The following is a 26,163-nucleotide window of genomic DNA, read 5'->3' as shown; positions in this document are numbered from 1 at the left end:
CTACCCATACGGCCCCTGTGGACCCCGGCCACGGGTCAGTGCCGGTCAGTGAGAGAGTGCTCCCATGGTCAACCTGACGAAGATCTACACCCGCACCGGCGACGACGGGACGACGAGTCTGGGCGACTTCTCGCGGACCAGCAAGAACGACGCCCGCCTGCACGCCTACGCCGACAGCAACGAGGCCAACGCGGCGATCGGCATCGCCATCGCGTGCGGTGACCTCGACGACGACGTCAAGGCCACCCTCCTGCGGATCCAGAACGAGATGTTCGACGTCGGAGCCGATCTCGCCACGCCGCTCCAGGAGAGCTACGAGTACCCGCCCCTGCGTGTCGACCAGCCGTGGATCGACGACCTCGAGCGCGACTGCGACCACTACCTGGCCCGACTGGAGAAGCTCCGTTCGTTCATCCTCCCGGGCGGGACACCCGGCTCCGCGCACCTGCACCTCGCCACGACGATCGTGCGGCGGGCCGAGCGCGCCGCGTGGGCCGCGATCGAGACGCACGGCGAGCAGCCCGGCACCGAGCGTGGCCACGGCGGGGTCAACATCCTCACGGCCACGTACCTCAACCGACTCTCTGACCTGCTCTTCATCCTCGCCCGGGTGGCCAACCTGCCCATCGGCGGCGACATCCTGTGGCAGCCCGGCGGCGGGCGGGTCGAGAAGCCCTCCAAGCGTCGGGGCTGACCGTCGGCGAACCCCGTCGTGGGTCAGCGACGTGACGTCGTGGGTCAGGCGACGTTGACGTTGTAGCCCGGCGGCGCGGCCTCCTGCCACGACCGCACGGCCGTGTAGTCCGGACCCTGCAGCGCGAGCTCGAAGCTGTCGACCCGGTCCGTGCACGCGACGCCGTAGGCGTCGGGGAGCAGGGCGAGCGCATCATCGGGCGCCAGCACGCGAGGAGCCTCGAGCAGCAGGGTCTGCCGCTGCCAGCGACGCTTGGGACGCAGCGAAACGCCCCCGAGCGTGTACCACTCGAGGGCGTTGTCGGCCAGGCGCATGAGGCCGAGGTGCCAGCGCTGGGCCCCGCCGGAGCGGAAGCCGCAGAGCGTCAGCGGCTGGCCCTTGGCGATGTAGCGACGCCGGAGATAGGTCGCCCCGAGGACGAACAGCGCGATGACGAGGAGCGTGCCGATCACGATCTCGGTGGAAACGAGAACGGACGGCACGGGCGGACCTCAGTTCGTGGTGGTGGTCTGCATCGACGAGGCGTCGACGTGCTCGGCGACGATGGTGACGACGTCGGAGTCGACCGACAGGAACCCACCGTCGACCGTCACCGTTGACCGGCTGCCGTCCGAGGCCTCGATGGTGACGTCGCCCTCGACGAGAACGCCGAGCAGGGGTGTGTGGCCGGGCAGGATGCCGAGCTCTCCCGCAATCGAGCGAGCGCGCACGAAGTTGGCCTCGCCCTCCCAGACCTTGCGGTCGGCAGCAACCATCTCAACCTTGAGTGAACTCACGTGTTCCTCCGGATCGTGGGGTGTGCTGAGAAGTTTAGTGCCTCTGGAAGGATGCTCCGTACGCGACGTCAGGCGTCCGGGATCACACCCGAGACGGGCCGGACCCCGTCCCGGGGCCGGTCCTGCCGACGACGTCGCGAGTTCCCTCCATCACCTCCACCACTCCAAGGAGCCTTTCAGTGAGCACTGCTGTGTCCGATGCCCTCCTCGACGAGACCCGCCGCCCGGCGGCCGTGTCCGCCCTGACCCAGGTGATCGACGCCGAGGTCGCCGACAAGTCGGGCATCGGCGGGACGGCCGTCAAGGCCGGCTACGCCGCCGCGAAGAAGCTGGGGGGCGACTTCGTCCCCAGCGCGACCGACCGTCTCCTTCCGCAGTTCGCCGCGGCCCTCGATCCCCTGTGGGCCAGCAAGGGCGCCGCGCCGTTCGCGGCGTACCTCCAGGCTCGGTCCGAGGAGGCTGCGAACGCGCTCCTCGCCGTCACCGACGCCAAGGCCGAGGCGACGTCGCACACCGCCGCCAAGAAGGTCTACGGCGCGATGCGGAGCAAGGCCAAGGAGCAGGTCGTGGCGGCCCTCCCGCGCCTCGGCGCCACGGTGGAGCGCCTCGTCCAGAGCTGACCGCGCGGCTCAGTGGCCGTATGCCGCTGACCTCACCCAGGCGCAACACACCCGCGTACCGTGCGACACACCCGGATCCAGGCCGGTGTGTCACGCGGTACGCGGGTGTGTTGCGGTGGTTGTGGACTCGGCCCCTGCGACCGGTCACCGCCGAGCGGGAGCGAGCCCAGCGGCATACGGGGTCGTCAGTCGGCCGGCGGCCGGGACCGGTCCTGCGGGCGGTCCCCCGGCACGCGCGGAAGCTCCGGGCGGAACCGGTCGCCGAGGTCCTCGATCGCCGTCCGGGCGAAGACCTGCTGCTGCGTGACGACGCGCTCGGCGCGACCGCGACCGACGAAGCTGATCGCCCAGTGGAGCAGCGTCGTGATGCGGTGCTTGAACCCGATGATGTAGAGCAGGTGCACACCCAGCCACAGCAGCCAGGCGAGGAACCCGCTGAACCGCGCCTTGCCGATCGACGCGACCGCCGAGAACCGCGAGATCGTCGCCATCGACCCCTTGTCGACGTAGCGGAACGGCTCCTTCGGCGGCTCCCCCGCGAGGCGTCGAACGATCTGGTCGGCCGCGTAGCGTCCACCCTGGATCGCGACCTGCGCCACGCCGGGAAGGCTGTCGAGCGCCATCATGTCGCCGACGACGAACACCTCCGGATGGCCCGGTAGGGTCAGGTCCGGTAGCACCTCGATCCGACCTGCGCGGTCGACGCCGGCGCCGGTCTGCTCCGCGAGGTGCGCGGCGAGCGGTGACGCGCTGACGCCCGCTGCCCAGACCTTGCACACCGACTCGATCCGATCGCGACTCCCGTCGGTGTGCTCGACCTCGATGCCGGTGAGGTCAACATCGACGACCTTCGCCCCGAGGCGCACCTCGACGCCCATCTGCTCGAGCCGGCGCCGCGCCCTGCCGCCGAGCTTCTCGCCGAACGAACCGAGGATCTGCGGTGCCGCGTCGAGCAGGATGATCCGGGCGTCGCGCGGGTTGATCCGACGGAAGTCACGGCTGAGGGTGCGGTGCGCCAGCTCGGCGATCTGGCCCGCCATCTCCACGCCGGTGGGGCCGGCCCCGACGACGACGAACGTCATGAGCCGCTCGATCTCGGCGGGGGTCGAGGCGAGCTCCGCCAGCTCGAAGGAGCCGAAGATACGACCGCGCAGCTCGAGGGCGTCGTCGATCGACTTCATGCCCGGGGCGTGGCGGGCGAACTGGTCGTTGCCGAAGTACGACTGCCCGGCTCCAGCGGCCACGACGAGCGAGTCGTACGGCGTCACCGTGGCCCGCCCGACGTACTCGTGGGTCACGGTGCGGGCGGCGAGGTCGATCGCGGTGACCTCGCCGAGCAGCACCTCGGCGTTGCGCTGCCGGGCGAGCACCTCGCGCGTCGACGGGGCGATCTCGCCCTCGGAGAGGATGCCGGTCGCCACCTGGTAGAGCAGCGGCTGGAAGAGGTGGTGGGTGGTCCGGGCGATCAGGCTGACCGCGACATCCGCCCGCTTGAGCCGCTGGGTCGCGAAGAGCCCCCCGAAACCCGACCCCACGACGACCACCCGATGACGGCCGGAAGAGTTGCTCGCCCTCATCCGGTCACTCTACGGCGTCAGGCCGGCACCACGAGGTGCCGGCCTGACGGTCCGAACCGGTGCTCACCGCCCGAGGGCGGGGCGAGGGCTCAGAGGTTCTTCTGGATCTCCGCCCACTGGCGCTCGACGTCGTCGAGGCCACCACACATGAAGAAGGCCTGCTCGGCGACGTGGTCGTACTCGCCGTCGGCGATCTTCGTGAAGGCCTCGATCGTGTCCGCCAGCGGGACGGTCGAACCCTCGATGCCGGTGAACTGCTTGGCGACGTAGGTGTTCTGCGACAGGAAGCGCTGGATCCGGCGAGCCCGGTTGACGAGGATCTTGTCCTCCTCCGAGAGCTCGTCGATGCCGAGGATCGCGATGATGTCCTGCAGCTCCTTGTTGCGCTGGAGGATCGAGCGGATCCGCACCGCGGTGCTGTAGTGCTCGGCGGAGACGTAGCGCGGGTCGAGGATCCGCGACGTCGAGGTCAGCGGGTCCACGGCCGGGTAGATACCCATCGACGCGATGTCACGCGAGAGCTCGGTCGTCGCGTCGAGGTGCGCGAACGTCGTCGCCGGAGCCGGGTCGGTGTAGTCGTCCGCCGGCACGTAGATCGCCTGCATCGAGGTGATCGAGTGGCCACGCGTCGAGGTGATCCGCTCCTGCAGCACGCCCATCTCGTCGGCGAGCGTGGGCTGGTAGCCCACGGCGGAGGGCATCCGGCCGAGCAGGGTGGAGACCTCCGAGCCCGCTTGGGTGAAGCGGAAGATGTTGTCGATGAAGAGGAGCACGTCCTGCTTCTGGACGTCGCGGAAGTACTCCGCCATGGTCAGTGCCGACAGCGCGACGCGCAGGCGCGTGCCCGGCGGCTCGTCCATCTGGCCGAAGACGAGGGCGGTCTGGCCGAGGACGCCGGCCTCCTCCATCTCGACCATGAGGTCGTTGCCCTCACGGGTGCGCTCGCCGACACCGGCGAACACCGAGACACCACCGTGGTCGCGCGCGACCCGGGCGATCATCTCTTGGATGAGGACGGTCTTGCCGACACCGGCGCCACCGAAGAGGCCGATCTTGCCACCCTGGACGTACGGGGTGAGCAGGTCGATGACCTTGATGCCCGTCTCGAACATCTGGGTCTTGGACTCGAGCTGGTCGAAGGCGGGGGCCTTGCGGTGGATCCCCCAGCGCTCGGTGACCTCGAGGGTCTCGCCCTCGGCGAGGTTCATGCACTCGCCGGTGGTGTTGAACACGTGGCCGAGGGTGACGTCGCCGACGGGGACGGTGATCGGACCGCCCGTGTCCTGCACGGCCGTGCCGCGGACGAGGCCGTCGGTCGGCTGGAGCGAGATGGCCCGCACCATGTTGTCGCCGATGTGCTGGGCGACCTCGAGGTTGATGTTCTTCGTGTCGCCGCCCAGCGCGACCTGGGTGGTGAGCAGGTTGTACTGCTCGGGCATCGCGTCGCTCGGGAACTCGACGTCGACGACCGGGCCGATGATGCGAGAGATGCGTCCGATGCCGCCCGCACTGGGCCCCTGACCGGCCGCCCCCACGTTGTCACTGACAGTTGCAGTCATGGTGGATCTTCCTTATTACCTAGTACGGGTTACTTCTTCTTCGAGTCGGCGAGGGCGTTGGCGCCGCCCACGATCTCGCTGATTTCCTGGGTGATGCCGGCCTGGCGGGCCTGGTTGGCGAGGCGCTCGTACTTCTTGATGAGCTCGCCGGCGTTGTCCGTCGCGGACTTCATCGCGCGCTGGCGGGCGGCGAGCTCCGAGGCCGCCGAGCTGAGCAGGCAGGTGAAGATCCGGTTGCGGACGTACTTCGGCAGGAGCAGGTCGAGCACCTGGTCGGCGCTGGGCTCGAACTCGTACTGCGGGACGAGCTGTCCCTCCTCGTAGGTCTGGACCGAGAAGTCCAGGCCCGTGTCGCTCTCGGCGGCGTCGGCCTCGACGACCTCGAGGGGCAGGAGTCGCAGCACGTGCGGGTCCTGCCGCACCATCGAGCGGAACCGGGTGTAGACGACGTGGATCTCGTCGTTGCCGCCGTCCTCGGTCTCCTTGAGGAAGTCGGCCGTGATCCGGTCGGCGATCTCGCTCGCGTGCTCGAAGCGCGGGGCGTCGGTGAAGCCGCTCCACTCCGCGGCGAACGGCCGCTTGCGGAACTTGTAGTAGGCCACGGCCTTGCGACCGACGAGGTAGGGCACGACCTCCTTGCCCTCGCTCTGCAGCCGGGCGACGAGCTCGGCCGCCTCCTTGAGCGCCGACGCGGAGTAGGACCCGGCGAGGCCCCGGTCCGAGGTGATGATGACGACGCCGGCCCGCTGGACGGTCTCCTTCGCCGTCGTCAGCGGGTGGTCCTCGTTGGTGTGGCTCGCCACGGCGGAGACGGCACGCGTCAGTGCGGTCGTGTACGGCATCGCCTCGACGGCCCGCTGCCGGGCCTTGACGACGCGCGCGGCCGCGATCAGCTCCATCGCGTTGGTGATCTTCTTGATGGACTGGACGGACTTGATGCGCTGGCGGTAGATCCGCATCTGCGCTCCCATGTGCTCCGCCTCTCTTGGTCGTGAAAGCTGTGGACGTTCAGTTCGTGGGGCCGGCAGGCCCAGGTTTCCGTATGCCGCTGGGCTGGCTCGTGTGTCAGAGGTGACCCCGGCACCCTCCCCCCGAGGAGCCCGGCGACGCGGGCTCCCGGGGGATCACGGGGGCACCGGCCCGTCAGGGCCGTGAGCCCCCGTGGAGTTACTTGCTCTTGACGATCTGGGCCTGGGTGATCTCGTCGGACTCGAGCTCGTCGAACTCCTCGTGACCTGCCTCGAGGCCCTCACGCCCGGTGCCCTTGAAGGTGAACTTCACGTCGTCGACGACCTTCTCGAGCGCGTTCACGGTGTCGGCGTCGAGCTTCTTCGTCTCGCGGATCGTCTGGAGGATCGACCCGTCGCGCCGCAGCGTCTCGAGCAGCTCGGCCTCGAAGCCGCGCACGTCCTCGACGGCGATGTCGTCGAGCCGGCCGGTGGTTCCGGACCAGATCGAGACGACCTGCTCCTCGACCGGGTACGGGCTGCTCTGGGGCTGCTTGAGCAGCTCGACGAGGCGGGCACCGCGGGCGAGCTGGGCTCGCGAGGCGGGGTCGAGGTCGGAGGCGAACATGGCGAAGGCCTCCATGGCCCGGAACTGCGCGAGGTCGAGCTTGAGACGGCCGGCGACATCCTTCATCGCCTTGATCTGCGCGGCGCCACCGACTCGGGACACCGACACACCCACGTCGATGGCGGGACGGACGTTGGCGTTGAAGAGGTCGGCCTGCAGGTAGATCTGGCCGTCGGTGATCGAGATGACGTTGGTCGGGATGTAGGCCGACACGTCGCCTGCCTTGGTCTCGATGATCGGCAGGCCGGTCATCGAGCCGTGACCGAGGTCGTCGGACAGCTTCGCGCAGCGCTCGAGGAGCCGCGAGTGCAGGTAGAAGACGTCGCCGGGGTAGGCCTCGCGGCCCGGCGGCCGGCGGAGCAGCAGCGACACGGCGCGGTAGGCCTCGGCCTGCTTGGAGAGGTCGTCGAAGACGATGAGGACGTGCTTGCCCTGGTACATCCAGTGCTGGCCGATGGCCGAGCCGGTGTAGGGCGCGAGGTACTTGAAGCCGGCCGCGTCGGAGGCGGGGGCGGCGACGATCGTCGTGTACTCGAGCGCGCCGGCCTCCTCGAGGGTGGCCCGGACCGCTGCGATGGTCGAGCCCTTCTGGCCGATGCCGACGTAGATGCAGCGGACCTGCTGGTCGGGGTCGCCGGACTCCCAGTTGCGCTTCTGGTTGATGATCGTGTCGACGGCGACGGTCGTCTTGCCGGTCTGGCGGTCGCCGATGATGAGCTGTCGCTGGCCACGGCCGATCGGGGTCATCGAGTCGATGGCCTTGATCCCGGTCTGGAGCGGCTCGTGCACCGACTTGCGCTGGACGACGGTCGGGGCCTGGAGCTCGAGCGCACGGCGCTCTTCGGAGGCGATCTCGCCGAGCCCGTCGATGGGGTTGCCGAGCGGGTCGATGACGCGGCCGAGGAAGTCGTCGCCGACCGGCACCGAGAGGACCTCGCCGGTCCGCTTGACCGTCTGGCCCTCCTCGATCCCGGCGAAGTCACCGAGGATGACGACGCCGATGTCGTGGACGTCCAGGTTGAGGGCGAGCCCGCGCGTGCCGTCCTCGAACAGCAGCAGCTCGTTGGTCATGGCCGAGGGCAGACCCTCGACGTGAGCAATACCGTCACCGGCGTCGGTGACGCGGCCGACCTCTTCGCGGGAGGCCGCGCCGGGCTCGTAGGACTGGACGAACGAGTCCAGCGCTTCCCGGATCTCCTCCGGACGGATCGAAAGCTCCGTCATGTCAGATCTTCTCCTCGTTTCGACCCGCAGTCAGCGAGTCGGTGGTGTTCCAAAGCTGGGTGGTTTCTGTGGCTGTCACGCTCGGTTGGCCGGCGCGGCTCCGCAGGTCGTGGGTCACGCGCCCATCGCGCGGCGAGCCGCGTCGAGCTTGCGCATGATCGTTCCGTCGATGACCTCGTCGCCGATCTCGACCTTGACGCCGCCGAGGACCCTGGGGTCGACGACGGTGTTGAGGTGGACCTTGCCACCGTAGATCTCCGAGAGGCCCGCGGCCAGACGGGCGCGGTCGTCCTCGGTGAGCGGCACGGCGGAGGTGACCGTCGCGGTCTGCTGCTCGCGACGGGCCGAGGCCGTGTCGAGGAAGCGGCTGATGGTGCGGTCGAACCGGCGGCCCCGGGGAGCGACGACGGCCTGGCGGGCCAGGGTGAGTGTCTCGTCGGACACCTTGCCCGTGAGCAGGGAGTCGACGAGTGTGGCGCGCCGCTCGGCTGATGCCGTCTGGTCGCCCAGCGCGCCTCGCAGCTGCTCGTCGGCAGCGACGATCCGCTCGAAGTGGAAGAGCTCGTCCTCGACCCGGTCGGCGTGGTCGGCGGCCTCTGCCGACGCGATGACCGTCTCGACGGCGTAGCCCTCGAGGGTGTCGGACAGGTCGCGCTCCGTGCTCCAGCGCTGCCCGACGACACCCTTGACGACGACGAGCGTCTCGGCGCTCACCTTGCCGGCGAAGAGCTTCTCGGCCAGGGCGGCCTTGTCCGCCCCCTCACGCGACGGGTCGGCGAGGGCCCGGCGCAGGGTGGCATTGCCATCCAGGGCACCGATGACGGCGAAGAGCTCCTCGGCCAACCGCGAACGGTCCGCAGTCGCCGCGAGGGCGCCGGTGAACGCCTCCCGGCTCCCGGCCGCAGCTACGCGTGAGGATCCCTGCATCAGGCGTCCTCACCCTTGCTGCCGACCTTCTCACGGACGACGTCGCCCGCCTCGAGCTCGGCCAGGAAGCGCTCCACGATCCCCTTCTGCCGGGTCTCGTCGTGCAGCGACTCGCCGACGATGCGGCTCGCCAGCTCGGTGGACATGCGGCCCACGTCGTTGCGGAGCGAGACGACCGCCTGCTGGCGCTCGGCCTCGATCTGCTTGTGGGCGATGTCCGTGAGGCGCGCAGCCTCCGCGGCGGCCTGCTGACGCATCTCGGCGATGATCTGCGAGCCCTGCGCCTTGGCGTCCTCACGGATGCGCGACGCCTCGGCTCTGGCCTCGGTCAGCTGGGCCTGGTACTGCTCGAGGGCGGCCTGGGCCTGGGCCTGGGCCTCCTCGGCCTTGAGGATGCCGCCCTGGATGGCCTCGGTGCGCTCGGCATAGGCCTTCTCGAGGTTCGGGACGACCTTCGTCTGCACCACCCAATAGATGATGGCGAAGGCGATGAGGCCGAAGACCAGCTCGGGAAGGTACGGGAGGATCGGCAGGCTTGCCGAGGGCTCCTCTTCTTGACCCGGCATCAGAGCCGGGAGGATGGCATTGAGCTGCACGGATACTCCTTGTGCCTAGTGCTGCGAACGGTGCGTGACGAGCCGGAGCGGGACCGTCAGAGGAAGAAGAGCACCAGGCCGAAGATCGCGAGCGCCTCGGCGAGGGCGAAGCCGAGAATGGCGATCGGCTGGAGGAGCTTGCCGGACTCCGGCTGGCGCGCGACACCGTTGATGTAAGCGGCGAAGATCAGGCCGACGGCGATGGCCGGGCCGATGGTCGCGAGTCCGTAGCCGACGAGCGAGAGGTTGCCTTCCACGATGTTTCCTCTTTCGTGTGTTTTGGTGATCTGCCGGCACCGTGCCGTCCAGATGTCTGTGGGGTTTTCAGCTGGGCCGGACGAGCCGGCCCGGGGGTCCGACGATCAGTGCTCGTCGGCGAGCGCGCCACCGATGTAGGAGGCGGCGAGCAGGGTGAAGACGTAGGCCTGCAGGAACTGCACCAGGCCCTCGAACAGGGTGAAGGCGAAGGCGAGCACCCAGGACGGCAGGGCGGCGAGCTTGAGGAAGAAGCTGTCCGCCAGGAACAGCTCCCACCCGCCGACGATGAAGACGACGAGGAGCATGTGCCCGGCGAACATGTTGCCGAAGAGTCGCAGGGCGAGCGTCAGCGGGCGCGTGATGAAGAAGGTGATGAACTCCAGCACGAAGATGAACGGCGCGATCCAGCCCGGCAGGCCGCCCGGGACGAGGAACTTGAAGTAGCCGACGAGGCCGCGCTTCTGGATGCCGATGGCGTGGTAGACGACGTAGACGATGAGGACGAGCGCGATCGGGAAGCCGATGCGGGACATCGTCGGCATCTGGATGAACGGCGTGATGCCGAAGAGGTTGTTGACGAGGATGAAGATGAAGAGGGCGAAGAGCAGCGGGACGAACCGCAGGAAGTCCTTGCTGCCGATCATGTCCTTGGCGATGCCGTTGCGGACGAACCCGTAGATGCCCTCGGTGAGGAACTGCCCCTTGGACGGGACGACCGCGGCGCGCTGGGTCGTCGCGATGAGCCACCACGCGATGCCGACCACGGAGATCGCGGCGACGATCATGGCCCGGGTGACCGTGACCGGGCCGAGGGAGAACATCGGCTGCCAGAAGATCTCGGGCGTGGGCGGGAAGTGGCTCACTTCCTCCGCGGGGGCCATGGTGCCCAGCGGAGACGCCAGCACGTTGAAGCTCACAAGCTCTCCTTGGTCATGAATGTCGAACACCTACGGGCCGAACGGTTCGGGGTGGGGCGGTCACGAGTCGCGACCCGGGCGCGTGGGAAGTGTGCCGTCGAACCGGCCCCGCCCGGCGCACCGCTCAGGTTGCGTTCAGCCGAGAATGCTACGGCGTACCGTACCGGAGCCAGATCACGTACAACGACAGGGCCATCCCACCGAGCAGGCCGAGGAGCACGAAGAAGCCGGTCCCCAGCCAGCGGTCGAGCAGCAGGCCGAGCCCGCCGAAGACGGCCGGGCCGGTGATCAGATACGCGATCACACTGGCCGAGGTCTGGTCGGAGGCGAACTTCCCCGCGGTGATCACTACGTTCTCCGGCTGCTGCTCGTCCGCGGACGAGGCCGGCGGCGGCTGCTGCCGGGACTGGTCGGGCTGGTCGGGCCGGGCTGGACGGTCGTCCGACGGTGGCTGGGGAACGGTCATGGCGACCTCCGGGTGAGATGGACATCACGATCCCGAGGGCAGGGTGACGTCGGGGTAGATCTCGTGCCGGCCCCGCCGGAACCCGACGACCTGGCCGACCTGCCAGACGAGGGTCTGGATGATCGCGGCGGCGGCGAAGGCGCGTCCGTCGAGCCAGTCGGCCCCACGGAGGACGAGGAAGACCGCAACCAGGGCGATGAGCTGGCCGATGTAGACGACGAGCGCGCCGGCCATCGACAGCGCGGCCTCGCCGGCGATGACGGCACGCATGCCGAGCCCGCCGACGACGAAGAAGGCGACGGCCACACCGGCTCCGATGAGGGCCGAGGCCATGCCGTCCGCCCCGCGCAGCAGCCAGGCGCCGAGGGTGATCACCGGCACGCTGACCGCGGAGAGCAGCAGGGAGGTCCGGAGCATCGAGCGGACCGGCGACGACGCACGGGCGCGGCTCTGGCTGGTCCTCACGACTGAGCTACCTCACGGGGTGGGGATCGGGTGGGGATCGGGTGGCGAAAGGGGGCGATCAGGCCGGAGGGCGAGCAGCATCGATGACGCCTCCCGGTGCTTGTGAAAGGTATCACAAGCGCTGGTGCGGCCTCCACTTCGGCAGCCACACCGTGAGAAGCACCCCGATCACGGTGGCCACCGAGATGACCCCCAGGGGCCGCCACCCCTCCCACACGACGAACGAGACGGAGCCGAGCGCGACGATGGCCGCCCAGAGGTACATGATGAGCACGGCCCGCCGGTGGCTGTGCCCGATCCGCAGCATCCGGTGGTGCAGGTGCAGGGCGTCGGGATGCCAGGGCCGCTTGCCGGCCCGGGTCCGGCGGATGACCGCCAGCAGCATGTCGAGGAACGGCAGGAGCAGGACCGCGATCGGCACGAGCAGTGGCAGGAAGACGGCGGTCACCTGGTTGGCCGTCACCTCGCTCGGGTCGACGTTGCCGGTGAGGGTGATCGTCGCCGCGGACAGGAGCAGTCCGAGCGTCAGGGCGCCGGAGTCGCCCATGAAGAGCCGGGCCGGGTTGAAGTTGTGCGGCAGGAAGCCGGCGCAGCACCCGACCAGCGCCGCCGAGATGAGGGTGGCGACGGAGAAGACGTTGGCCGGGACGAAGTCGCGGGAGACGATGTAGCTGTAGATGAAGAAGGCGAGCGCGGCGATCCCGACGACGCCGGCCGCGAGACCGTCGAGCCCGTCGATGAAGTTGACGGCGTTCGTGGACGCGATGACGACGAGCACGGTGAAGAGGACGAGGACCGGGGTCGGCAGGATCGTCGTCCCCGAGATCGGCAGCGACAGCAGCTGCACCCCGGCGTAGGCCATCAGGCCGGCGGCGAGGATCTGCCCGGCGAGCTTGGTGAGCCAGTCGAGCTCGCGGATGTCGTCGAACGCCCCGAGCAGACAGACGATGCCCCCGGCTGCGAGCACCCCGAGGATCTGCCGGTCGCCGAACAGGGTGCCGAGGTAGGGCAGGTTGCGGGCGACGAGCGCCGCCGCCACGAAGCCGAGGTAGATCCCGACACCGCCGAGGCGCGGGATCGGGGTCGTGTGGACGTCGCGATCCCGCACGGCGGTGAAGGCCCCGGTCGCGACGGCGAGGCTGCGCACGAAGGGGGTGGCGATGTACGTCACGCCGGCCGCGACGATGAGGATCAGGACGTATTCGTGCACTCAGCCACCCAACGACGAGGGCGTATGCCGCTGAGCTGGCCCAGCGGCATACGCCGGCTTGGTCTGTGGCACCGGCTCTCAGCGCGGGTAGGCAGGGAACCGCGTGACGAGGTCGGTGACCTCGGCCCGGACCTCCTGGCTGACCACCGAGGCGGGGTCACCGTCGCCCTTGGTGACGGCGGTGTGGATCAGGCGCGCGATGGTCTTCATCTCCTCGAGGCCCATCCCCTGGGTCGTCACCGACGGGGTGCCGACCCGGATGCCGGACGCGATGTTCGGCTTCTGGGGGTCGAACGGGATGGCGTTCTTGTTGAGCACGATCCCGGCCGCGTCGGAGCGAGCCTCGGCGTCCTTGCCGGTGACGCCGATCCCCTGCAGGTCGAGCAGGGCCAGGTGCGTGTCCGTGCCGCCGGTGGTCGGCCGGATGCCGACCTCCTTGAGGGACTGGGCCAGCTGCCTGCTGTTGGCGATGACGTCCTTGGCGTACTGGGCGTACTCGGGGGTGGCGCACTCCTTGAAGTTGACCGCCTTCGCCGCGATGGTGTGCATCTGCGGGCCGCCCTGCATCATCGGGAAGATCGCCTTGTCGAGGGCCGCGGCGTGCTCGGCCTTGCAGACCAGTGCGCCGGACCGCGGGCCGCGGAGGACCTTGTGGGTCGTGAAGGTCACGACGTCGGCGTACGGCACGGGCGACGGGATCGCCCGCCCCGCGACGAGGCCGATGAAGTGCGCCGCGTCGACCCAGAGGATCGCCCCGACCTCGTCGGCGATGGCGCGGAACCGCTCGAAGTCGATGAGGCGCGGGATCGCCGAGCCGCCCGCACAGATCACCTTGGGGCGGTGCTCCTTGGCGAGCGCCTCGACCTGGGCGTAGTCGATGTCCTCGGTCTCGCGGTCGACGCCGTAGCCGACGGCGTTGAACCACTTGCCGGAGAAGGACACCTTGGACCCGTGGGTCAGGTGGCCACCCATGGGCAGGCTCATCGCCAGGAGCGTGTCGCCCGGCTGCATGAAGGCGCCGTAGACGGCCTGGTTGGCCGAGGCACCGGAGTGGGCCTGGACGTTGGCGTGCTCGGCCCCGAAGAGCTCCTTGGCCCGGTCGATGGCGATCTGCTCGGCCTTGTCGACCTCGGAGCAGCCGCCGTAGTAGCGCCGGCCCGGGTAGCCCTCGGCGTACTTGTTGGACAGCACGGAGCCGAGCGCGGTCAGCACGGCCGGGGAGCTGATGTTCTCGCTCGCGATGAGCTGAAGTCCCCCGCGGATGCGGTCGAGCTCCGAGAGGAGCACTCCTGCGATCTCCGGGTCGAAGGACTGGAGGGCCCCGAAGTCGGAGCCGTAGAACGTCGGGTCGTCAGGCATGGGAGATCTCCGTAGCTGATGCTGGGTGCGTTCGAGGTGGCGCTGTGCAGGCCAACTCTAGGCCGTGGGCCCGGTGCCGTGCTCAGGGCTCTCCGTCGATGGGGCGTCCTGCGGGTCGGGCTCCCCCACGGGCGCGTCCTCCCCCACGGGCGCATCCTCCGTCCCGGGCTCCGACACGGGCTCCGACACGGGTTCCGACACGGGCTCCGACACGGGCTCTGGCTCCGTCTCGGGCTCGGGGGCGAGCACGGCGTCGATCTGCGCCTGCGACAGCGCACCGAGTCGAAGCGTGCGCGGCTCGGCTCCGGTGCAGTCGATGATCGTCGACGGGGCCGCGTCGGTGCTCGTGCCGCCGTCGAGGTAGACGGCGACCGACTCGCCCAGCATCTCCTGCGCCTCGGCGGCGGTCCGGGCCGCCGGCGCGCCGGTGGTGTTGGCGCTCGTGACGGCCATCGGCCCGATGTCCCGGAGCAGCTCGAGGGCGATCTCGTTGTCGGGGACGCGGAGGGCGACGGTGCCGTTGGTGTCGCCGAGGTCCCAGTGCAGCGACGTCTGCGCCTTGAGGACGAGCGTGAGCGGGCCGGGCCAGAAATGCTCCATCAGCCTCTGCGCGTAGTCCGGGAGCTGCGTCGCCAGGCCGTGCGCGGTGCGCGCGGTCGGGATGAGGACCGGCGGCGGCATGTCACGGCCGCGCCCCTTGGCAGCGAGGACCGCAGCGACCGCGTCGGCGTCGAACGCGTCGCACCCGACGCCATAGACGGTGTCCGTGGGCAGGACGACGAGCCGGCCGGTGCGGATCGCGGCTCCCGCCGCAGCCATGCCGTCCGCTCGGCCCGTCGGGTCGGTGCAGTCGTAGCGCTCACTCACGCGGCAGAGCCTACTGCGACGGGGCCCGCGTCCCGTGCCGGCGTCAGGCTCGCCGGGCTGCGGTCACCCTGGGACGACCGGAGAGGTCGTCGTGGTCGACGACGCCGCTCCAGTGGCCGGTGCGGGCCAGCCGGTCGGGCAGCGACTCTCCCTGGGTGTCGGCATGCTCCATGAGGAGCAGGCCCCCCGGCCCGAGCAGCTGCGCCGCCGCCGCCGCGACCAGCACGGGGATCGCCAGCCCGTCCTCGCTGCCGCCGTAGAGCGCCACCTCCGGGTCGTGGTCGCGCACCTCGGGGTCGATGGGGACGGAGGTCGTGGGGATGTAGGGCGGGTTCACCGTGACGAGGTCGACGCTCCCCGTCCAGTCCTCGAAGGCCGGCTCCGTCGCATCGCCCTCGACGATCTCGACGTCGAGGCCGAGCCGGTCCCGGTTCGCCGTGGCCCACGCCACCGCGTCCCCGGAGAGCTCGAGGGCGCGCACCTCGACGTGCGGGCGCTCCGCCTTGACGGCGAAGGGGATCGCTCCCGAGCCGGAGCACAGGTCGACCAGCCGTATGCCGCTGGGCCGGGTCCCCCGGATGCGGTCGACCTCCGCGAGGGCGAGCTCCACGAGGACCTCCGTCTCCGGGCGAGGCACGAAGACCCCGGGCCCCACGTGCAGGGTCAGGGTGCGGAAGTGGGCGCGTCCGGTGAGGTGCTGGAGCGGGACCCGCCGGGCGCGCTCAGCGAGCACAGCGGCGTACGACTGCTCGAAGAGGTCGGTCAGCGATCCCCCCACGATCATGAGCCGCCGCACCTCGGCCGCGTCGACGCCGAGGACATGGGCCGCCAGCTCGACCGCATCGACGTCGGGAGACGCGACGCCGGCCTCCCGCAGCGTCGAGGTGGCCGCGCGGACAACATCGCGCAGCTCGGTCATGACTCGACCAGGGCGGCGAGCTGGGCCGCCTCGTCCGCCTCGAGCGCGGACTGGACGACCGGGTCGAGGTCCCCGTCGAGGACCGCGTCGAGGTTGTAGGACTTGTAGCCCGTGCGGTGGTCGGCGATCCGGTTCTCCGGGTAGTTGTAGGTGCGGATCCGCTCCGACCGGTCGACGGTGCGCACCTGGCTGCGGCGGGCCGCGGAGGCCTCGGCGTCCGCCTCGTCCTTCGCGAGCTGGTGCAGGCGCGCGCGCAGCACACGGAGAGCGGCCTCCTTGTTCTGCAGCTGGCTCTTCTCGTTCTGGCAGGAGACGACGAGACCCGTCGGCAGGTGGGTGATCCGGACCGCGGAGTCGGTCGTGTTGACGCTCTGCCCACCGGGCCCAGAGCTGCGGTAGACGTCGATGCGCAGGTCGTGGGGGTCGATGGTGACCTCGACATCCTCCGCCTCCGGCATGACGAGCACACCGGCAGCACTCGTGTGGATCCGGCCCTGCGACTCGGTGACCGGCACCCGCTGGACCCGGTGGACCCCTCCCTCGTACTTGAGCCGGGCCCACGGAGCCTCCCCCGGGCCCGGCGTGCCCTTGGCCCTGATCGAGACGCGGACGTCCTTGTAGCCGCCCAGGTCGGACTCGGTCGCGTCCTCCACCTCGACCTTCCAGCCCCGTCGCTCCGCGTAACGGAGGTACATGCGCAGCAGGTCGCCGGCGAAGAGGGCCGACTCGTCACCGCCCTCCCCCGCCTTGACCTCGAGGATGACGTCGCGGTCGTCGTCGGGGTCGCGCGGGATGAGCTGGCGCCGGAGGTGCTCCTCCGCCTCGGCGAGGGTCTCCTCCAGTGCGGGGACCTCCTCGGCGAAGGCGCTGTCCTCGGTCGCCAGCTCGCGGGCGGCCTCGAGGTCGTCGCGGGCCGCCTGCCAGGCCCGTGCACTCGCGACCGTCGGCCCGAGGGCGGCGTAGCGCTTGTTCAGCGTGCGGACGAGGCTCTGGTCGCCGTGGACCGCCGGGTCGGCGAGGCGGGCCTCGAGGTCGGCGTACTCATCGAGAATCGCCTGGACTGACTCGAGCATGGTGTCCACCTCTGGTCTGGCCGGTGCCGCTGGAAAAGACGAACGCCGGCCCCCGACGACCGTAGTCGTGGGAGCCGGCGAGCGGGAGACCTACTTGGCGGCCTTCTTGCCGTAACGGGCCTCGAACCGGGCCACGCGGCCACCGGTGTCGAGGATCTTCTGCTTGCCCGTGTAGAACGGGTGGCACTGCGAGCAGACGTCAGCGTGGATGGCGCCGTTCTTCGCGGTGCTGCGGGTCGTGAAGGTGTTGCCGCAGGTACAGGTGACCTGGGTCTCCACGTATTCGGGGTGAAGGTCCTTCTTCAAGACAGTCTCCTTGGTTTGAGTGGCCGGGTCGGCGCGCATGCCGTGAACCGGTCCAAAGGAAGAGTGTGCCAGAGATGGCGCACCTTGCCCAAAACGCCTGGACGGCGGCCGGCATTCCCCAGCCCTCTCGGCCCGGCAGTGCTCTTCCCCGTGCTGCCAAGCGAACATCAGGTTGTTCGCTTGGCAGCACAGAGCGTCGCCGTCCACAGGGGCCCCGCGCGGGAGGTGACTGGTCACCCACAATCGTGGACATGCCTGCCGAGCGAGAATCCGCGCAGCGGACCTGGCGCACGAGTCGGGCGGTCCGGCACGAGAAGGCGCAGGCGATCGCCGAGATGCATGGTGGAGTCGCGCACCGCCGTGCCCTGCGCGCCGTGGGTCTGACGAGGTTCGACGTCGCCTCGGAGGTGGCGGCGGGTCGGTGGCGCCTGGCCGGCCGACAGACGGTCGTCATCGGCACCGAGGCACCGCGTGGGGAGGGCGTCCTGTGGCAGGCGCTCTGGGAGAGCGGGAGCGGTGCGGTGCTGGACGGCGTGTCAGCCCTGATCGCAGCCGGCCTCAAGGGCTTCAGCGCCGACTGCGTCGACGTCACGATGCCGGCCAACAACCGGCATCACCAGGTCCAGGGCGTGCGGCTTCATCGGCGCCGTGTGGTCGGCCAGACCATCACGGCAGGCCTGCCGAGGGTAAGGCCCGAGGTCGCAACGCTGCGGGCGGCGGGCTGGGCGAAGTCGGACCGCCAGGCAGCCCTCATCGTGTGCCTGGTCCTCCAGCAACGGCTCGTCCCACCGGAGCGAATCCTGGCCGCCTGGACCGCCCTGGCGAGGCGTCCACGCGAGTCCATTCTGGGGCGGGTGATCCGAGACGTGTGCGACGGCGCCCAGTCGTTGGGCGAGCTGGACTTCGCGCGCCTGTGCCGCGAGTACGGCCTCCCGGAGCCGAGCCGACAGGTCGTCCGCACGCTGCCGGGTGGGAGGGTCTATCTCGATGTGGCGTGGGAGGACATCGGCCTCGTTATCGAGATCGACGGCGGCCACCACGCCCTCGCCCTGTCTCCGGTCGACGATGCGCTCCGCCAGAACGCGGTGGTCCTGGCCGGAGCTGCGGTGCTGCGGATTCCCGTGCTGGGGCTGCGCCTCGCCCCGGACCGGTTCATGGCCCAAGTCGTCCAGGGGCATCGGGCGCTGCGAGCGGCATGACCCCATGAAAGTGGTGCCAGGCGAACAACTGGCTGTTCGCCTGGCACCACGGACCCACGGACCCACGGACCCACGGACCCACGGACCCACGGAGTCGGGTCAGGCCTCGTCGTCGAGCTTGCTGCTGCTCGTCGCCTGGACCTGGGTCAGGAACTCGTAGTTCGTCTTCGTCTTCTTGAGTCGGTCGAGGAGCAGCTCGATCGCCTGCTGGCTGTCGAGCCCGCCCAGGACGCGGCGGAGCTTCCACATGATCTTCAGCTCCTCGCTGGCGAGCAGGATCTCCTCGCGACGCGTGCCCGACGCGTTGATGTCGACCGAGGGGAAGATGCGCCGGTTGGCCAGCTGCCGGTCGAGCTTGAGCTCCATGTTGCCGGTGCCCTTGAACTCCTCGAAGATCACCTCGTCCATCTTCGACCCGGTCTCGACGAGAGCCGTGGCGAGGATCGTCAGGGAACCGCCGTTCTCGATGTTGCGCGCCGCCCCGAAGAACTTCTTCGGGGGGTAGAGCGCGGCCGAGTCCACGCCGCCCGAGAGGATCCGGCCGCTTGCCGGTGCCGACAGGTTGTAGGCGCGGCCCAGCTTGGTGATCGAGTCGAGGAGGACGACGACGTCGTGGCCGAGCTCGACGAGACGCTTGGCCCGCTCGATGGCGAGCTCGGCGACCGTCGTGTGGTCGTCGGCCGGACGGTCGAAGGTCGAGGCGATGACCTCGCCCTTCACGGCGCGCTGCATCTCGGTGACCTCTTCGGGTCGCTCGTCGACGAGGACGACCATCAGGTGGCACTCGGGGTTGTTCGTCGTGATGGCGTTGGCGAGGGCCTGCATGACCATCGTCTTGCCGGCCTTCGCCGGGGCGACGATGAGGCCCCGCTGGCCCTTGCCGATCGGCGCGACGAGGTCGATGATCCGGGTCGTCAGCTGGCCAGGCTCGGTCTCGAGCCGCAGCCGCTGCTGCGGGTAGAGCGGGGTGAGCTTGCCGAACTCCACCCGCTTGAGCGCGTCGTCGGCGCTCTGCCCGTTGACGCTGTCGAGGCGGACGAGCGCGTTGAACTTCTGGCGCCCGACGTTGCCGGTCGGCTGCTCACCCTCACGCAGCGCCTTGACCGCGCCCGTGACGGCGTCACCCTTGCGCAGGCCGTGCTTCTTGACCATGCCGAGCGGGACGTAGACGTCGCTCGGGCCGGGCAGGTACCCGGAGGTGCGGACGAAGGCGTAGTTCTCGAGCACGTCGAGAATTCCGGCCACCGGGACGAGGACGTCGTCGTCACCGATCTGGGGCTCCGCCTCGGTCCACTCCTGACCGGGGACCCCGCGGCCGCGCTTGCGGTCCCGGCTGCGCTGACGGTTGCGGCTGCGACGGTTGCCGCCGCGGTCGTCGTCGTCGTATCTGCCGCCCACCTGCTGGCCGTCCCGGACGTCCCGGCTGTCCCGGGCCTCCTGACCGTCGCGGTCGCCACGGTCCTGGGCTTCGCGGCCCTGCCGGTCGTCCTGACGGGAGTCCTGGCGGTTCTCCTGCCGGTTCTCCTGCCGGTTGTCCGGCCGGTTCTCCTGCCGGTTCTCCTGACGGTTCTCCGGCCGGTTCTCCTGACGGGCGTCCTGCCGGTTGTCCTGCCGGATGTCGCGGTCCTGCTGCCGGTCACGGCGGTCACGGCGCTCGCGCTGGCGTCGGCCCTCGTGCTCCTGGCGGTCGGCCTCCTGGCGGTCCCCCTCAGGTCGCTCGCGGCCCGGCCGTTCGGACCCGCGGACGTCCGCTTCCGGAGACGCCTCGGGACGGGACCCGGTGCGGTCCTGCCGGACGCCGGCCTCGACGGAGACGGCTGCCACGGCCTCGGCCGCGCGCTCCGCCCGGTCCGGCTGGCCGGCACGACGACCGGTCGCTCGGTCCGGCCGGCCGGCGCCCCGCTCGTTGTCCTGCCGGGGTGCCTGCTGGGGTGCCTGCTGGGGTGCCTGCTGGGGTGCCTGCTGGGGTGCCGGCTCGACGCTCGGCGGAGCGCTCTCCCGCGACACCTGGTCTGCCGGCGCGCTGGCCGAACCGGCTTCGCGGCTCGCTCGCCGCGGAGCCCGCGCTGGGGCGGAGGCGTCGGACGGAGCCGTTTCGGGAGCCGGCGAGCCGCCGGACTGCCGAGCCTTGATGGCCTCGACGAGATCGCTCTTGCGCATCCTCGCGGTGCCCTTGATTCCCATCGACGTGGCCACGGTCTTGAGCTCGTCCAGCTTCATTGCGGAAAGACCTGACACGGGACGGGTGGTGGTTTCTGACACGAAGGATCCTTCCCCCTCGTTTGCGGCCCGGGAGATCCCACGGGGCCGGACTGGGGCCAGTGACTCTGGCCTATCGAGATCCACGTCGGCGCACAGCGCCGAGAGACAATCGCCTCAGTGTGGGGGTGAATGCACCAGCCTGCGTCGTGCGGCCTTGGTGCGCCCTCACTCTAGCACCGCCGTCCCAGCCTCGCGCGTCCGCCCGGTCACACCGTATGCCGCTGGGCTCGTTCCCAGGTCCCCGCCCCTCCCGCTCCTCCCGCTCCTCCCGCCCGCCCACGGCACCACAGCGGCTGCCGTGCCACGCACGACGCCGGATCCCGGGGCGTGGCAGGGTGCCCGGTGTGGTGCAGGGCCCTGCGGCTCAGGTGGCGACGACTGCGGTGACGCCGGTCGTCGGGATGCCGGGGGTCAACCTGGCCCACTGGTGCAGCCCGGCTGGCGCCACGACGAGGGACGCCCGGTCGCGGGTCGTCAGGACGAGCACGGTCGGGCCGGCTCCGGAGATGACGGCGGCGTGCCCCTGGGCGCGCAGGGCGTCGACGAGCCGCATCGACTCGGGGTAGGACGCGCGGCGGGGCTCCTGGTGCAACCAGTCCCGGGTGGCGGCGTGCAGGTGCACCGGCTCGGTCGTCAGGGCGTGGACGAGGAGCGCAGCCCGCCCGCTGTTGGCGGCGGCGTGCTGCAACGGCACCGACGACGGGAGGACGGCCCGGGCGTGTCGAGTGGCCAGCTGCTGGTCCGGGACGAAGGCGACGACGTCGACATCAGGATGCAGGACCGGGCGGGCGGTCACCGTCGTCTCACCGAGGTCGGCGCCGGTGCCGTCCGGCATCCAGCTCACGGTGAGACCGCCGTAGACACTGGCGGACGCGTTGTCCGGATGGCCCTCGAGCAGACTCGCGAGGTGGGACGCCACCACGAGGTCAAGGGGCACGGGCGCGCCGGGAGCGAGCTCAGCGGCATACGACAATGCTTGTGCCGCAACGACGCCCGCGACGATCGCGGTGGCGGACGAGCCCAGGCCGCGGCCGTGGGGGACGCCATTGCACGCTGCCAGCCGGAGCCCCGCCGGGGCGGTGACGCCCAGCACCTCCCACGTGTGGCGCATGGTGCGCACGACGAGGTGCGACTCGTCCGTCGGCACCTCAGTGGACCCCTCCCCCGTCACCTGGACCTCGAGGGTCGGGGTGTCGAGGGCCGTGGCGACGTACTCGTCCCACAGTCCGAGCGCCAGGCCGATGGAGTCGAAACCTGGACCGAGGTTGGCCGTGCTCGCCGGGACGCGGATCCGCACCGAGCGTGCCGCGGTGGTCACGTCAGTCCTCGAGCCCGAGGGCGTGCGCTGCGGTATAGGCGTCGAGGGGGATGCGGGTCGGGGTCACGTCTGAGCCGTCGGCCGTCCGCAGCGCCCACTGCGGGTCCTTGAGCCCGTGACCGGTGACCGTGCAGACGATCCGCGCACCGGCCGGGACGAGGCCCGCGGCATGGCTCGCGAGCAGGCCCGCCACCGAGGCCGCGGAGCCGGGCTCGACGAAGACGCCCTCCTCGGCAGAGAGGTAGCGGTGCGCCTCGAGGATCTGCTCGTCGGTGACCGCGTCGATGCGGCCGCCCGACTCGTCGCGGGCAGCGATGGCCTGGCCCCACGACGCGGGGTTGCCGATGCGGATCGCCGTGGCGATGGTCTCGGGGTGGTCGACGGGGTGGCCGAGCACGAGGGGAGCTGCGCCTGCAGCCTGGAAGCCCCACATCCGCGGCAGCTGCCTCGCGGGACCCGGCTGCTCGCTGACCGCGGGATCCGCGGAGTACTCGCGGTAGCCCTTCCAGTAGGCGGTGATGTTGCCGGCGTTGCCCACGGGCAGGCAGTGGATGTCCGGCGCGTCACCGAGGGCGTCGACGATCTCGAAGGCGGCCGTCTTCTGCCCCTCGATCCGGGCCGGGTTGACCGAGTTGACGAGCTCCACGGGGTAGGCCTCGGCAAGCTTGCGGGCCAGGGTCAGGCAGTCGTCGAAGTTGCCCTCGACCTGCAGCAGCGTCGCACCGTGTGCGATCGCCTGGCTCAGCTTGCCCATGGCGATCTTGCCGTCGGGGACGAGCACGCCGCAGGCCATGCCTGCCTTGGTGGCGTAGGCGGCGGCCGAGGCACTCGTGTTGCCGGTGCTGGCCGCGATGACGGCCCGGGCACCGTGCTTGGCGGCGACGCTGATCGCCGTGGTCATGCCGCGGTCCTTGAACGAGCCGGTCGGGTTCAGTCCTTCGTACTTGAGGTGGACCTCGGCGCCGACGCGCTCGGACAACTTCGCCGCGTGGATCAGCGGCGTGCCACCCTCGTGGAGCGTGACCACGGGGGCACCCTCGAGGAGGGGCAGCCGGTCGGCGTACTCGCGGATCACTCCGCGCCACTGGTGAGCCATCAGGAGCCTTCCACGCGCATGACGGAGTTGACGCCACGGACCACGTCGAGAGTCCGGAGGCTCGCGACGGTCGCGGACAGCGCTGCGTCCGTGGCGGTGTGCGTGACGATGATGAGGTTGGCCCGGCCAGTACCCGCGCCGGTGCCGTTGCGAGCGCCGCTGGCGTCGGGACCGCCGCCGGTCGCGCCACCCGCTGGGTCGGCGTCGTCGTCAGCGGGGACGAGCTGCTGGCGCACGGTCTCGATCGAGACGTCGTGTGCGGCGAACGCAGCCGCGACCTTCGCCAGGACACCGGAGCGGTCGGCCACGTCGAGGCTGACGTGGTAGCGCGTCTGGGCGTCGCCCATCGACAGGATCGGCAGGTCGGCGTAGCTCGACTCTCCCGGCCCGAGCCCGCCGCCGACCCGGTGCCGGGCCACGGCGACGAGGTCCCCGAGGACGGCCGAGGCGGTCGGCTCGCCGCCCGCCCCGCGTCCGTAGAACATCAGCTGTCCGGCGGCATCGGCCTCGACGAAGACGGCGTTGAAGGCCTCCCGGACCCCTGCGAGCGGGTGCGACCGGGGAATCATCGCCGGGTGCACCCGGACCGAGACCCCGCCGTCGGTGCGCTCGCAGATGGCGAGCAGCTTGACGACGCAGTCCATCTCACGGGCGGCGGCGACGTCCGCGGCCGAGACCTCGGTGATGCCCTCGCGGTAGACGTCGCTGCCCGACACCCTGGTGTGGAAGGCGAGGGAAGCGAGGATGGCGGCCTTGGCGGCGGCGTCGAAGCCCTCCACGTCGGCGGTCGGGTCGGCCTCCGCGTAGCCGAGCGCCTGGGCCTGCTCGACCGCGTCCTGGAAACCCGCGCCCGTCGTGTCCATCTTGTCGAGGACGTAGTTGGTGGTGCCGTTGACGATGCCCAGCACCTTGCGGACCTCGTCGCCCGCGAGCGACTCGCGCAGCGGCCGGAGCAGGGGAATCGCCCCGGCGACCGCGGCCTCGTAGTACAGGTCGACGCCGTGCTTGGCCGCGGCCGCGTAGAGTCGCGGGCCGTCCTCGGCGAGGAGGGCCTTGTTGGCGGTGACGACGGAGGCGCCGTGCTCCATCGCCCGGAGGATGAGCGAGCGGGCCGGCTCGATGCCACCGATGACCTCGACGACGAGGTCGGCGCGGGTCACGAGCTCCTCTGCGTCGGTGGTGAAGAGCGAGGCGTCGACGCCGAGCTCGGAGCGGTCCCGGCCGGCCCGGCGCACCGCGATGCCGACGACCTCGAGCGGCACACCGACTCGCGCTGCCATGTCGTCGGCGCGTTGCGTGAGGTGTCGGGCCACGGCACCGCCGACGACGCCGGCACCGAGGAGGGCGACGCGGAGGGGCTGGCGGGCGCTCACAGCACGGTCCTCACATCAGTGTCCACGTGCGAATCCTGCCGTTCGGGGGGCTCCTGGGCGTTGTTCGTATCGGGATCCGGACATCTTCGCGCAGGATCTGCGCAGGTCAGACATCGAGCGCGAGCAGATCGTCGATCGTCTCACGACGCACGATGACCCGGGCCCGGCCGTCCCGCACGGCGATGACCGGCGGGCGGGGCGTGTGGTTGTACTGGCTCGACAGGGCCCGGCAATAGGCGCCGGTCCCGGGGACGGCGATGAGGTCGCCGGGCCCGACGTCCCCGGGAAGGAACTCGTCCTTGACGACGATGTCCCCGCTCTCGCAGTGCCGTCCGACGACGCGACCGAGCGAGGGCGTCGCCTCCGACCGGCGGTTGGCGACCGTGCAGGAGTAGTCGGCGTCGTAGAGCGCGGTGCGGATGTTGTCGCTCATCCCCCCGTCGACGGAGACGTACAGGCGGCTCGATCCTCCGTCGAGCTCGACCGGCTTGACGGTGCCCACCTCGTAGAGGGTGAAGGTGCTGGGGCCCGCGATGGCGCGGCCGGGCTCGATCGAGATCCGCGGGACGGCCACCCCGTCCGCGCGGCACTCGCGCTCGACGATCTCTGCCATCCCGACGGCGAGCGCCTTCGGCGGCTGCGGGTCGTGCTCGGTCGTGTAGGCGATGCCGAAGCCGCCGCCGAGGTCGAGCTCGGGCAGCTCGACGCCGAGCTCGCGGGCGACCTGGGTGTGCAGGCCGAGGACGCGCCGGGCGGACACCTCGAAGCCGGCCGTGTCGAAGATCTGCGAGCCGATGTGGCTGTGCAGGCCGAGCAGGCGCAGGGTGTCGGGCCGGTCGAGGATGCGTCGGACCGCTTCGATGGCGTGGCCCCCCGTGAGCGAGAACCCGAACTTCTGGTCCTCGTGGGCCGTCGCGATGAACTCGTGCGTGTGGGCCTCGACCCCGACCGTGACACGGACGAGGACCGGGGCGACGACGCCGAGCTCGGCGGCGATGGCGGAGACCCTCTCGATCTCCTCGAACGAGTCGACGATGATGCGCGAGACGCCGTAGTCGAGCGCGGCTCGGATCTCACTGACGCTCTTGTTGTTGCCGTGCATCCCGATGCTGGAGCCGGGCACACCGGCGCGCATGGCGACGGCGAGCTCCCCACCGGTGCACACGTCGAGGAAGAGGCCTTCGTCGCGGATCCACCGCGCGACCTCGGTGCACAGGAAGGCCTTCCCGGCGTAGTAGACGTCTGCGCCGCCGCACAGGTCGTCGAAGACCTCCGCATAGGTCTGCTTGAACTCACGCGCCCGCGTCCTGAAGTCGTCCTCGTCGAGGACGTAGGCGGGCGTGCCGAACTCGCGGGCCAGGTCGAGGACGCTGACCCCACCGACAGTGAGGATGCCATCGGCTGCCCGCCCGACGGACGAGGCCCAGAGGGACGGCACGAGCGCGTTGACGTCGCCGGGGGGCTCGAGCCAGGTCGGCCCACGGTATCCCTCGGCGTGCAGGGCGCCGGCTTCGTGTGCGCGCATGC

The 26,163-nt window shown here is 70.5% G+C and carries 26 protein-coding genes; 3 read left to right on the top strand and 23 right to left on the bottom strand.

All coding sequences use genetic code 11. From position 1 onward, the window contains the following. The first annotated feature begins 64 nt into the window (after nucleotides 1-64). Complete coding sequence (locus tag ABWV20_RS02110) at nucleotides 65-694, top strand: cob(I)yrinic acid a,c-diamide adenosyltransferase (RefSeq protein ID WP_353353087.1); 630 nt, start codon at nucleotides 65-67, stop codon at nucleotides 692-694. A gap of 44 nt (nucleotides 695-738) precedes the next feature. Here the strand turns inward: ABWV20_RS02110 and ABWV20_RS02105 are convergent, their stop codons facing one another. Further along, nucleotides 739-1,176: a DUF2550 domain-containing protein gene (locus ABWV20_RS02105; protein ID WP_353353086.1), complete on the bottom strand. Its 438-nt coding sequence runs from the start codon at nucleotides 1,174-1,176 to the stop codon at nucleotides 739-741. A gap of 9 nt (nucleotides 1,177-1,185) precedes the next feature. Then, a complete protein-coding gene (locus ABWV20_RS02100; RefSeq protein ID WP_353353085.1) occupies nucleotides 1,186-1,470 on the bottom strand; it encodes a F0F1 ATP synthase subunit epsilon in 285 nt (94 codons plus the stop codon). A 179-nt stretch (nucleotides 1,471-1,649) separates the two neighbouring features. On the opposite strand from ABWV20_RS02100, the gene ABWV20_RS02095 reads away from it, so the two are divergent. Continuing rightward, a complete protein-coding gene (locus ABWV20_RS02095) occupies nucleotides 1,650-2,090 on the top strand; it encodes a DUF6918 family protein (RefSeq protein ID WP_353353084.1) in 441 nt (146 codons plus the stop codon). 185 nt (nucleotides 2,091-2,275) lie between these two features. Here ABWV20_RS02095 and ABWV20_RS02090 read toward each other — a convergent pair whose 3' ends face one another. The 16 genes from ABWV20_RS02090 to rpmE all read right to left on the bottom strand — a co-directional run bounded on the left by ABWV20_RS02090 (nucleotide 2,276) and on the right by rpmE (nucleotide 17,388). After that, nucleotides 2,276-3,667 (bottom strand): NAD(P)/FAD-dependent oxidoreductase, encoded by a 1,392-nt coding sequence (locus ABWV20_RS02090; RefSeq protein WP_353353083.1) that lies wholly within the window; start codon nucleotides 3,665-3,667, stop codon nucleotides 2,276-2,278. Between the two features lie 89 nt (nucleotides 3,668-3,756). After that, entirely contained in the window at nucleotides 3,757-5,226 is a 1,470-nt protein-coding gene (gene atpD / locus ABWV20_RS02085) for a F0F1 ATP synthase subunit beta (protein ID WP_353353082.1), read from the bottom strand. A gap of 29 nt (nucleotides 5,227-5,255) precedes the next feature. Then, entirely contained in the window at nucleotides 5,256-6,197 is a 942-nt protein-coding gene (locus ABWV20_RS02080; protein ID WP_353353081.1) for a F0F1 ATP synthase subunit gamma, read from the bottom strand. A 196-nt stretch (nucleotides 6,198-6,393) separates the two neighbouring features. Next, entirely contained in the window at nucleotides 6,394-8,025 is a 1,632-nt protein-coding gene (gene atpA, locus ABWV20_RS02075) for a F0F1 ATP synthase subunit alpha (protein WP_353353080.1), read from the bottom strand. 114 nt (nucleotides 8,026-8,139) lie between these two features. Then, nucleotides 8,140-8,952 carry a F0F1 ATP synthase subunit delta gene (locus ABWV20_RS02070; RefSeq protein ID WP_353353079.1) on the bottom strand — a complete coding sequence of 271 codons (813 nt, stop codon included), beginning with the start codon at nucleotides 8,950-8,952 and terminating at the stop codon, nucleotides 8,140-8,142. Then, a complete protein-coding gene (locus tag ABWV20_RS02065) occupies nucleotides 8,952-9,518 on the bottom strand; it encodes a F0F1 ATP synthase subunit B (protein ID WP_353353203.1) in 567 nt (188 codons plus the stop codon). The genes ABWV20_RS02070 and ABWV20_RS02065 overlap by 1 nt, the downstream gene beginning before the upstream one ends. 86 nt (nucleotides 9,519-9,604) lie before the next feature. Beyond that, on the bottom strand, nucleotides 9,605-9,805 hold the full coding sequence (locus ABWV20_RS02060) for an ATP synthase F0 subunit C (RefSeq protein WP_272461940.1): 201 nt from the start codon (nucleotides 9,803-9,805) through the stop codon (nucleotides 9,605-9,607). A 105-nt stretch (nucleotides 9,806-9,910) separates the two neighbouring features. Further along, nucleotides 9,911-10,723 carry a F0F1 ATP synthase subunit A gene (gene atpB / locus ABWV20_RS02055; RefSeq protein WP_353353078.1) on the bottom strand — a complete coding sequence of 271 codons (813 nt, stop codon included), beginning with the start codon at nucleotides 10,721-10,723 and terminating at the stop codon, nucleotides 9,911-9,913. 148 nt (nucleotides 10,724-10,871) lie between these two features. Further along, nucleotides 10,872-11,189 carry a hypothetical protein gene (locus tag ABWV20_RS02050; protein ID WP_353353077.1) on the bottom strand — a complete coding sequence of 106 codons (318 nt, stop codon included), beginning with the start codon at nucleotides 11,187-11,189 and terminating at the stop codon, nucleotides 10,872-10,874. 24 nt (nucleotides 11,190-11,213) lie between these two features. Continuing rightward, nucleotides 11,214-11,654, bottom strand: a complete 441-nt coding sequence (locus ABWV20_RS02045) for a Cg1360 family ATP-synthase-associated protein (RefSeq protein WP_353353076.1) — start codon at nucleotides 11,652-11,654, stop codon at nucleotides 11,214-11,216. A gap of 112 nt (nucleotides 11,655-11,766) precedes the next feature. Continuing rightward, on the bottom strand, nucleotides 11,767-12,864 hold the full coding sequence (locus ABWV20_RS02040; RefSeq protein WP_353353075.1) for a glycosyltransferase family 4 protein: 1,098 nt from the start codon (nucleotides 12,862-12,864) through the stop codon (nucleotides 11,767-11,769). A gap of 78 nt (nucleotides 12,865-12,942) precedes the next feature. Beyond that, nucleotides 12,943-14,223, bottom strand: a complete 1,281-nt coding sequence (glyA, locus tag ABWV20_RS02035; protein ID WP_353353074.1) for a serine hydroxymethyltransferase — start codon at nucleotides 14,221-14,223, stop codon at nucleotides 12,943-12,945. 57 nt (nucleotides 14,224-14,280) lie between these two features. Then, nucleotides 14,281-15,090 carry an L-threonylcarbamoyladenylate synthase gene (locus tag ABWV20_RS02030; protein ID WP_353353073.1) on the bottom strand — a complete coding sequence of 270 codons (810 nt, stop codon included), beginning with the start codon at nucleotides 15,088-15,090 and terminating at the stop codon, nucleotides 14,281-14,283. A gap of 43 nt (nucleotides 15,091-15,133) precedes the next feature. After that, nucleotides 15,134-16,009, bottom strand: coding sequence for a peptide chain release factor N(5)-glutamine methyltransferase (prmC, locus tag ABWV20_RS02025; protein WP_353353072.1), 876 nt, complete (start codon nucleotides 16,007-16,009; stop codon nucleotides 15,134-15,136). Continuing rightward, nucleotides 16,006-17,082, bottom strand: a complete 1,077-nt coding sequence (prfA, locus tag ABWV20_RS02020) for a peptide chain release factor 1 (protein WP_353353070.1) — start codon at nucleotides 17,080-17,082, stop codon at nucleotides 16,006-16,008. The genes prmC and prfA overlap by 4 nt, the downstream gene beginning before the upstream one ends. A gap of 90 nt (nucleotides 17,083-17,172) precedes the next feature. Beyond that, entirely contained in the window at nucleotides 17,173-17,388 is a 216-nt protein-coding gene (gene rpmE, locus ABWV20_RS02015) for a 50S ribosomal protein L31 (protein WP_353353069.1), read from the bottom strand. A gap of 251 nt (nucleotides 17,389-17,639) precedes the next feature. On the opposite strand from rpmE, the gene ABWV20_RS02010 reads away from it, so the two are divergent. Then, nucleotides 17,640-18,587: a putative endonuclease domain-containing protein gene (locus ABWV20_RS02010; RefSeq protein WP_353353068.1), complete on the top strand. Its 948-nt coding sequence runs from the start codon at nucleotides 17,640-17,642 to the stop codon at nucleotides 18,585-18,587. A 99-nt stretch (nucleotides 18,588-18,686) separates the two neighbouring features. Here the strand turns inward: ABWV20_RS02010 and rho are convergent, their stop codons facing one another. The 5 genes from rho to lysA all read right to left on the bottom strand — a co-directional run bounded on the left by rho (nucleotide 18,687) and on the right by lysA (nucleotide 26,161). Next, on the bottom strand, nucleotides 18,687-20,807 hold the full coding sequence (rho, locus tag ABWV20_RS02005) for a transcription termination factor Rho (RefSeq protein ID WP_502901740.1): 2,121 nt from the start codon (nucleotides 20,805-20,807) through the stop codon (nucleotides 18,687-18,689). A gap of 406 nt (nucleotides 20,808-21,213) precedes the next feature. Then, on the bottom strand, nucleotides 21,214-22,167 hold the full coding sequence (thrB, locus tag ABWV20_RS02000; RefSeq protein ID WP_353353066.1) for a homoserine kinase: 954 nt from the start codon (nucleotides 22,165-22,167) through the stop codon (nucleotides 21,214-21,216). Between the two features lies 1 nt (nucleotide 22,168). Then, complete coding sequence (thrC, locus tag ABWV20_RS01995) at nucleotides 22,169-23,263, bottom strand: threonine synthase (protein WP_353353065.1); 1,095 nt, start codon at nucleotides 23,261-23,263, stop codon at nucleotides 22,169-22,171. Further along, entirely contained in the window at nucleotides 23,263-24,636 is a 1,374-nt protein-coding gene (locus tag ABWV20_RS01990) for a homoserine dehydrogenase (RefSeq protein ID WP_353353064.1), read from the bottom strand. Before ABWV20_RS01990 ends, thrC begins: the two co-directional genes overlap by 1 nt. Nucleotides 24,637-24,742: 106 nt before the next feature. After that, nucleotides 24,743-26,161, bottom strand: coding sequence for a diaminopimelate decarboxylase (gene lysA / locus ABWV20_RS01985; RefSeq protein ID WP_353353063.1), 1,419 nt, complete (start codon nucleotides 26,159-26,161; stop codon nucleotides 24,743-24,745). Nucleotides 26,162-26,163: the final 2 nt, after the last annotated feature.

It is taken from the genome of Intrasporangium sp. DVR, from assembly GCF_040365325.1.
Lineage (GTDB): Bacteria > Actinomycetota > Actinomycetes > Actinomycetales > Dermatophilaceae > Intrasporangium.
This window is presented reverse-complemented; position numbering and strand designations above follow the sequence as displayed.